The following is a 7,071-nucleotide window of genomic DNA, read 5'->3' as shown; positions in this document are numbered from 1 at the left end:
TTTTTTCAGTTGGTGATTTTTTTTTTTATCATCCCTACCACCGCTTGGGGGTTGGGGGGGGGGGGGGGGGCCCGTCACGAGCGGGGCGCCTGACGACTGCCCCTCTCCCGACCTCGCCTTCGGCTCGGCCACCCTCTCCCCGCGAGCGGGGAGAGGGAGTTATCGCGCGATGGGCACGTAGTTGAGCACTTGCATCGCCTCGATGATCGGCCCCGCATAGCGCGCCGGCGGCGTCTCGGTGCCGATCGCCCAAGCCATGATGTCCACGTCCTGCTCTTCCAGCAGATCCTCGAACAAGGCGATCTCGTCGTCGTTCCACGCGTGCCCGCGTGCATCGAAGAAGCCGCCGATCAGCAGGTCGGCTTCCTTGACGCCGCGGTGGTGTGCGCGGAAGTGCAGGCGTTTCAGGCGAATGTCGCGGTCCATGTCACTCCAACGGCGATTGGCCGACGGGCGCTGGCGGAGCGCGTCGGCTGGGGGTAAGGCTCGCCTCAGATAGTCATGCGTCCCGATATCCTCAATCCATTGTTCGCCGAAGTCACCGCGCTGAAGGGCGTGGGGCCGGCGCTCGCCAAGCCTCTCGACCGGCTCGGCCTCGCGCGCGTCGTCGATGTCGCGTTCCATTTGCCGACGGGCTTCATCGACCGGATCGCACGCGAAGAGCTCGACATGGCCGATGCAGGTCGCACCATCGTCATCACGCTGACGCCGCGCGAAATCCGCTCCGGCAACGGGCGAGGCCCGACGCGGGTGCAGGCGACTGATGCGGCGGGCAATACCGTCAGCCTGCTGTATTTCGGCGGCCATCCCGGCTGGGCGAAGAAGTTGCTGCCGATCGGCGAGCCGCGCCGCGTGTCGGGCAAGCTCGAAATGTACGGGCAGGATTTGCAGATCGTCCACCCCGATTACGTGTTGCCGCTCGAAGAGACCGAGCCGGGTGGGCGCGAGGCGATCTATCCGCTGTCCGAGGGGCTGACCTCGCGCCGGATGGGGCAACTCGCCGCGCAGGCGGTCGAACGTGCGCCCGATTTGCCCGAATGGATCGAGCCGGGCTTGCTCGCGCGAAAAGATTGGCCTGGCTGGCGCGAGGCGCTCGCTCGCGTTCATGCCGATCCTTCGGATGCGATCGCCCGAACGCGGCTGGCGTATGACGAGCTGTTCGCCAACCAGCTCGCGCTGATGCTGGTGCGGCAGTCGTCGCGCAGCCGGCGGGGCAGGGCGCTCGCCGGCGACGGACGGCTGCGCGACATGCTCAAGCTGCCGTACAGCCTCACTGGCGCGCAGGCGCGCACCGTCGCCGAGATCGAGGGTGATCTCGCGCAGGCGCAACCGATGCTCCGCCTGCTGCAAGGCGATGTCGGCGCGGGCAAGACGTTGGTCGCCGCGCTTGCGATGCTGGTCGCGGTCGAGGCGGGGGCGCAGGCCGCGCTGCTCGCGCCGACCGAAATCCTCGCGCGCCAGCATCTCGAATCGCTGCGTCGGTTGTTCGCCGGGCTGCCAGTCGAGATCGCGGTGCTGACCGGGCGCGACAAGGGCAAGGTCCGCGAGAGCGTGCTGATGGGGCTGGCGGACGGATCGATCCACATCCTGATCGGCACGCACGCGATCTTCCAACAGGCTGTGACGTACCGTGATCTCGGCCTGGTGGTGGTCGACGAACAGCATCGCTTCGGTGTCGCGCAGCGGATGATGTTGCAGGCCAAGGCCGCGACCGCGCCGCATTTGCTGGCGATGACCGCGACGCCGATCCCGCGCACGCTGACGCTCGCCAATTACGGCGAGATGGATGTCAGCCGGCTCGATGAAATGCCGCCCGGCCGCCAGCCGATCGAGACTCGGGTGATCTCGCAGGATCGGCTCGCCGACGTGGTCGAGGCGCTTGGCCGGCATATGGCGGATGGCGGGCAGGCCTATTGGGTGTGCCCGCTGGTCGAGGAAAGCGAGAAGAGCGACCTCGCCGCTGCCGAGGATCGCGCCGCGACGCTGAAGGCGCGCTTCGGCGAACGGATCGGCCTCGTCCACGGCCGCATGAAGGGGCCGGAGAAGGATGCGGTGATGAGCGCCTTCTCGGCAGGCGCGCTCAGCGTGCTGGTCGCGACGACGGTGATCGAGGTCGGCGTCGATGTGCCCAATGCGACGCTGATCGTGATCGAACACGCCGACCGCTTCGGTCTCGCCCAGCTCCACCAGTTGCGCGGGCGTGTCGGGCGCGGCGCCGGCAAGTCGAACTGCCTGCTGGTACGCAGCGGCGCACTCGGCGAAACGGCGCGGGCGCGGCTCGCGTTGATGCGCGAAACCACCGACGGCTTCCGCATCGCCGAGGAGGATTTGCGGCTGCGCGGCAGTGGAGAGTTGCTCGGCACGCGGCAATCGGGCGAGGAGGGCTTCCGGCTGGCGACGCCCGAATTGCTCAGCGAATTGCTGCCGGTCGCCGCAGACGACGCGCGGCTGCTGATCGACCGCGACGGCGGCCTCAGCGGCGCGCGCGGCACGGCGGCACGGCTGGCGCTGTATCTGTTCGAGCGCGATGCCGGCGTCGCGCTGCTGCGATCGGGCTGAGGCGCCGGTTCAATGAAAAGGCGGGAAGCGCGTGTTTACAATTAGATTGCGCGACAGGGCTTTGCACCATGACTGAACCTCGGCCCGCCACCAAAGCGCCAAAATGGTTGGTTCCCCACCCGCTTTTCCCGCCGCCTCCCGGCGTTAATGTCCGGGCGGACTTTTCCCGTAAGCCGGAGGGTCACTTGGGGATAACCTTCACCGTAGTGGCGCCGGCGGGAGCGCTCGCTTGGCACGGGGAAGGCTTGGCCGGACGGACTGACGAACTATGGCGGCACGGTTGTCTGGAAGTGTTTCTCGCCGGAGAGGGGGATTCTTACCTCGAAATCAACCTAGCTCCGACCGAGCGTTGGGCGGCCTATGCATTCGATCGATATCGCGACGGGATGCGCAACGCCGAGGTTTCGATTGCGAAGATGCACTGGACACCGCGCCTCGCGCTTTCGATACCGCGCTACGAGATGAGTGCCGTGATGCGGCTTCCTGCCGAAATGCGCGGGGTCATCTGGCGGCTCAACATCACCGCCGTCATCGAAGCGAAGGACGGGAGCAAATCCTATTGGGCGCTCGCCCACCCGCCGGGCGCGCCCGATTTCCACAATCGCGACGGGTTTGTCGCGATCCTCCCGGCTTGACCGGCATCGCCTCTGCGGGTGAAGCCTCAAGACAGATGACACACGGAACCCTGCCATGACCTTCGGGATCGACCGCCTCCTCGCCGACGCCGCCTTGCGCAAGCCGCTGGAGGGCAAGCGCGTCGCCTTGCTCGCGCATCCGGCGTCGGTCACCGAGGATCTCACCCACAGCCTCGACGCGCTGGTCGCGGCGGGGGTGAACGTGTCGGCGGTGTTCGGGCCGCAGCATGGCGTGCGCGGCGATCTTCAGGACAATATGATGGAGTCGCCCGACTTCACCGATCCGACCTATGGCGTGCCGGTGTTCAGCCTCTACGGCGAAGTGCGCCGGCCGACCGAAGCATCGATGGCGACATTCGACGTAATGCTGGTCGATCTGCAGGATCTCGGCACGCGCATCTACACCTTCATCACCACGCTGCGCTACGTGCTGGAGGCGGCCGCCGAACACGGCAAGGCGGTGTGGGTGCTCGACCGTCCCAACCCGGCGGGTCGCCCGATCGAGGGTCTCACGCTGCGCCCCGGCTGGGAAAGCTTCGTCGGCGCCGGCGCGATGCCGATGCGGCACGGGCTGACGATGGGCGAACTCGGCCATTGGTTCGTGCATACGCTCGGGCTTGATGTCGAGTACCGCGTGATCGCGATGGAAGGCTGGGCGCCCGGTGCTGCGCCGGGGTTCGGCTGGCCGGTCGATCGGCTGTGGATCAACCCCAGCCCCAACGCGCCCAATCTCAACATGGCGCGCGCCTATCCCGGCACGGTGATGCTGGAGGGCACGACTCTGTCCGAAGGGCGCGGCACCACGCGCCCGCTCGAACTGTTCGGCGCGCCCGATATCAACGCCAAGGCAGTGATCGCCGAAATGCAGCGGCTCGCGCCCGATTGGCTGGCGGGCTGCGCGTTGCGCGACATCTGGTTCCAGCCGACCTTTCACAAGCACGTCGGGCAACTCTGCAACGGCGTGCATATCCATGCCGAGGGCCGCTTCTACGATCATGCCGCCTTCAAGCCGTGGCGGTTGCAGGCGCTCGCCTTCAAGGCGATCCGCGCGCTGATGCCCGACTATCCGTTGTGGCGCGATTTTCCCTATGAATATGCGTTCGGCAAACTCGCCATCGACGTCATCAACGGCGGCCCGGCATTGCGCGAATGGGTTGACGACTCGGCCGCGACGCCGGGCGATTTCGACTCGCTGACTCGCCCGGATGAGGCCGATTGGGCGGCGGAATCGCGGGATTTTCGTCTTTACCCAGATTAATAGCGCGATTTGCCGCGCCGCAGCGCCATTTTGTCACAAAAGCTTATGACTTTGCCCGGTAAAAGCGCAGCACCGGGGCATCCAGAACATACGGTCGCGAGGGCGGGTCAGCTATCATGGAGTCAAACCTTCACTATTATACGCGGCGTGCCATGCAGGAGCATGTCGCCGCGCGCACGGCGGTGACCGAGGAGGCGCGCAAGCGCCGGCTCGAATTGGCGCAGATGTTCGAGGCGAAGCTCGTCGCCTGCCGGGGCTGACCGGCTGCCATCGTCTGCGGTAGTCGTGCGGCAGCGCCGCGCGACGAGCGTTGGCGCGGCGGTGAAGGCTCGGCTTACCGGTAAGCGTCGATCAGCGCGCCGACGTAATCCGGGTCGCGGCCGGTCAGTTCGGGTGCGGCGTGGGGCGGCGGTGCGCCATCGACCGGCGTCGAATAGATGAAGCCCGAGATCGGATAGGTGGTGCCGCCAAGGCCAACCATGTCGCGATACCAGACGCGAACCTCGCTCCAGTCGTTATCCGGCGAAACGTCGGTCAGCGTCACGTCCTGTTCGGCATGGCCGCGTTCGCCGTTCTGGCGCGACCAATTTGCGTGAGTCACCATCACGACGCGCGGATCGACGATCCGGCTGATGACCGCGACATGGCCATACGGCAACCGCGCCGTCCGCGAGAAGACGACCACCGAGCCGACGCGGGGACTCTCACCACGCCGATAATGTCCGGCCGCCTTGTCCCACCAGGTCCAGGCGTCGCCATAGATCTGGATGCCTGACGCGGCGCGCGCGAATGGTACGCACTCCCCGACATAGTTGAGGAGCGACCCCGCATGAAGCGGAACGGCCGCGAAAAGCGCGGCGGGAAAAGCCAACAGGCGAAATACAACTCGCATACAGGCACCGTTTAAAGGGCGCCCCCCCACCCCGGGGTAATCGAGAATGGTTTAAGACTTCGTTACCATGATCGCGGCCCAGCGACAGGCCGTGACCTCAGCCCTGTGGCAGCTTCAGCGCAGCCGCGAGCGAGGCGGTAGCGCTGCCCCGGCGGGCCGGCTTCGGCTGGTCGGGCGAGGGCGCCCAGCCGGTCATGAAGATGATCTCGAATCGCTCTGGCACCCGTCCGTCCGGGTCGGCGAGATCGGCGAACGCCTGATAGGCGCGCGCGAGCGAATCGCGGCGCAACGGGCGGCGGCCGTTGAGCGCGTTGGTGGCGGCCATGCCGCGCAGATCGCGCAACAGCCCGCCGAGATCGCCGTAGCGGACGTTGAGCGTCTCGCCGTCGGCGACCGGTAGCGCGAAACCGGCGCGCATCAGCAGGTCGCCCGCCGAACGCACGTCGATCTGCGGGTGGAGCCGTGCCGCCGGCCGGTCACCCTCAGCGACTCGCAACGCCGCGCGCAGACTTGCCAGCGATCCCGCACCGACGAAAGCGGCGAGGAAAAGCCCATCGGGGCGAAGCGCCCGCCGCGCCTGAATGAGCGCACCGGGGAGATCGTTGACGCTGTCGAGAACGCCAGCCGAGACGATCAGGTCGAAGCTCGCTTCGGCGAAGGGCAGGTGATCCTCTTCCGCGACGATCCCGCCTGCGCCGGCGGCGAAGCGCGAGCCGGCGTCGCACCGCACCATCCGCGCGCCCGGCGGGCCTGCGAAGCCACCGTCGAAACAGCCGAGATCGAGCACGTCGGTGAAATCGCGCTTCACGCTGTCGAGCCGTTCCTGAAGGCCGTCGAGCATCGCCGCGCGCAGGAAGTCGTACCCTGCGAAATCGGCGGCAGCGCGGTCGCGGTAGCGGCGCCGGGCGGCGCGATCGAAGATGTCGGGAACGCTCACGCGGCGGCTTGTGCCGTGTCCCCGCGCCAGCGACAAGGGGCTGTGTCGCTCGCCGCGCCCTTGCAGTTCATCGCCGGTCTCGCGCTGCCGCCGCGCTGCCCGGGGTGCGGGGCGGTGACGGGCGAGGATCATCGCTTCTGCGCGACCTGCTGGGGGGCGCTGCGTTTCCTCGCCCCGCCGTGGTGTGCGACGTGCCAAGCCCCGTTCGATTACGGCATTTCGGAACAATGTCCCGATTGCCTCGCCGAGCCGCCGCGCCATGCCGGCGTGTTCGCGGCGGTCGCTTATGGCGATGTCGCGCGCACGGTTGCGCTGCGGCTGAAATACGGCGGGCGGATCGCGTTCGCCGAGACGGTCGGGCGGCAGATGGCGCGATTGATGCCGGCGGGCGCGGACCTGATCGTGCCGGTGCCGCTGCACCGCTGGCGGCTATGGTCGCGCGGGTTCAATCAGGCCGCGCTGATCGCAACATCGCTCGCCCGCGCCGGCGGAGTGCCGGCGGACCCGCTGGCTTTGAGACGAACGCGGGCGACGCCGATGCTGCGCGGACTCGGTGTGAATGCGCGGGCGCGGGCGGTGAAGGACGCGTTCGCCATATCGCGGCCTGAGCGCGTGCGGGGCAAGGCGATCGCGCTGGTCGACGACATCTATACCAGCGGCGCCACCACCGATGCCTGCACCGCGACGTTACTGGCCGCTGGGGCGCGATCGGTCGCGATCCTGTGCTGGGCGCGCGTGCTCGATTCGGACGGCCCGTGATTGACAAGCGCGGGGCGACTGCACACGTTTG

Annotated in this window: 8 protein-coding genes; 5 read left to right on the top strand and 3 right to left on the bottom strand. The window is 67.6% G+C overall.

The window, feature by feature from the left end; genetic code table 11:
- Positions 1–159 precede the first annotated feature (159 nt).
- Positions 160–426, bottom strand: coding sequence for an FAD assembly factor SdhE (locus EWE75_RS01200; RefSeq protein ID WP_130154854.1), 267 nt, complete (start codon positions 424–426; stop codon positions 160–162).
- A 75-nt stretch (positions 427–501) separates the two neighbouring features.
- Here EWE75_RS01200 and recG point away from each other — a divergent pair, with 75 nt between their 5' ends.
- From recG to EWE75_RS24865, 4 genes are all read left to right on the top strand, one after another.
- Positions 502–2,559 carry an ATP-dependent DNA helicase RecG gene (gene recG, locus EWE75_RS01195; RefSeq protein ID WP_130154853.1) on the top strand — a complete coding sequence of 686 codons (2,058 nt, stop codon included), beginning with the start codon at positions 502–504 and terminating at the stop codon, positions 2,557–2,559.
- Positions 2,560–2,804: 245 nt separating this feature from the next.
- Positions 2,805–3,194 (top strand): DOMON-like domain-containing protein, encoded by a 390-nt coding sequence (locus EWE75_RS01190; protein ID WP_130154852.1) that lies wholly within the window; start codon positions 2,805–2,807, stop codon positions 3,192–3,194.
- 55 nt (positions 3,195–3,249) lie between these two features.
- A complete protein-coding gene (locus EWE75_RS01185; protein ID WP_130154851.1) occupies positions 3,250–4,452 on the top strand; it encodes an exo-beta-N-acetylmuramidase NamZ family protein in 1,203 nt (400 codons plus the stop codon).
- A 116-nt stretch (positions 4,453–4,568) separates the two neighbouring features.
- Positions 4,569–4,712 (top strand): hypothetical protein, encoded by a 144-nt coding sequence (locus tag EWE75_RS24865; RefSeq protein ID WP_165388231.1) that lies wholly within the window; start codon positions 4,569–4,571, stop codon positions 4,710–4,712.
- Between the two features lie 74 nt (positions 4,713–4,786).
- On the opposite strand, the gene EWE75_RS01180 is transcribed toward EWE75_RS24865, so the two are convergent.
- Positions 4,787–5,344: a CHAP domain-containing protein gene (locus EWE75_RS01180; RefSeq protein WP_130154850.1), complete on the bottom strand. Its 558-nt coding sequence runs from the start codon at positions 5,342–5,344 to the stop codon at positions 4,787–4,789.
- A gap of 97 nt (positions 5,345–5,441) precedes the next feature.
- Entirely contained in the window at positions 5,442–6,281 is an 840-nt protein-coding gene (locus EWE75_RS01175; RefSeq protein ID WP_206364642.1) for a methyltransferase domain-containing protein, read from the bottom strand.
- A 15-nt stretch (positions 6,282–6,296) separates the two neighbouring features.
- Between EWE75_RS01175 and EWE75_RS01170 the strand changes: the two genes are divergently transcribed.
- On the top strand, positions 6,297–7,040 hold the full coding sequence (locus EWE75_RS01170) for a ComF family protein (RefSeq protein WP_427915756.1): 744 nt from the start codon (positions 6,297–6,299) through the stop codon (positions 7,038–7,040).
- Positions 7,041–7,071 lie beyond the last annotated feature (31 nt).

Origin of the sequence: Sphingomonas populi, assembly GCF_004208535.1 — a bacterium.
Lineage (GTDB): Bacteria > Pseudomonadota > Alphaproteobacteria > Sphingomonadales > Sphingomonadaceae > Sphingomonas > Sphingomonas populi.
Note: the sequence above shows the minus strand (reverse complement) of the source record. Positions and strands in the feature narration are given on the sequence as shown.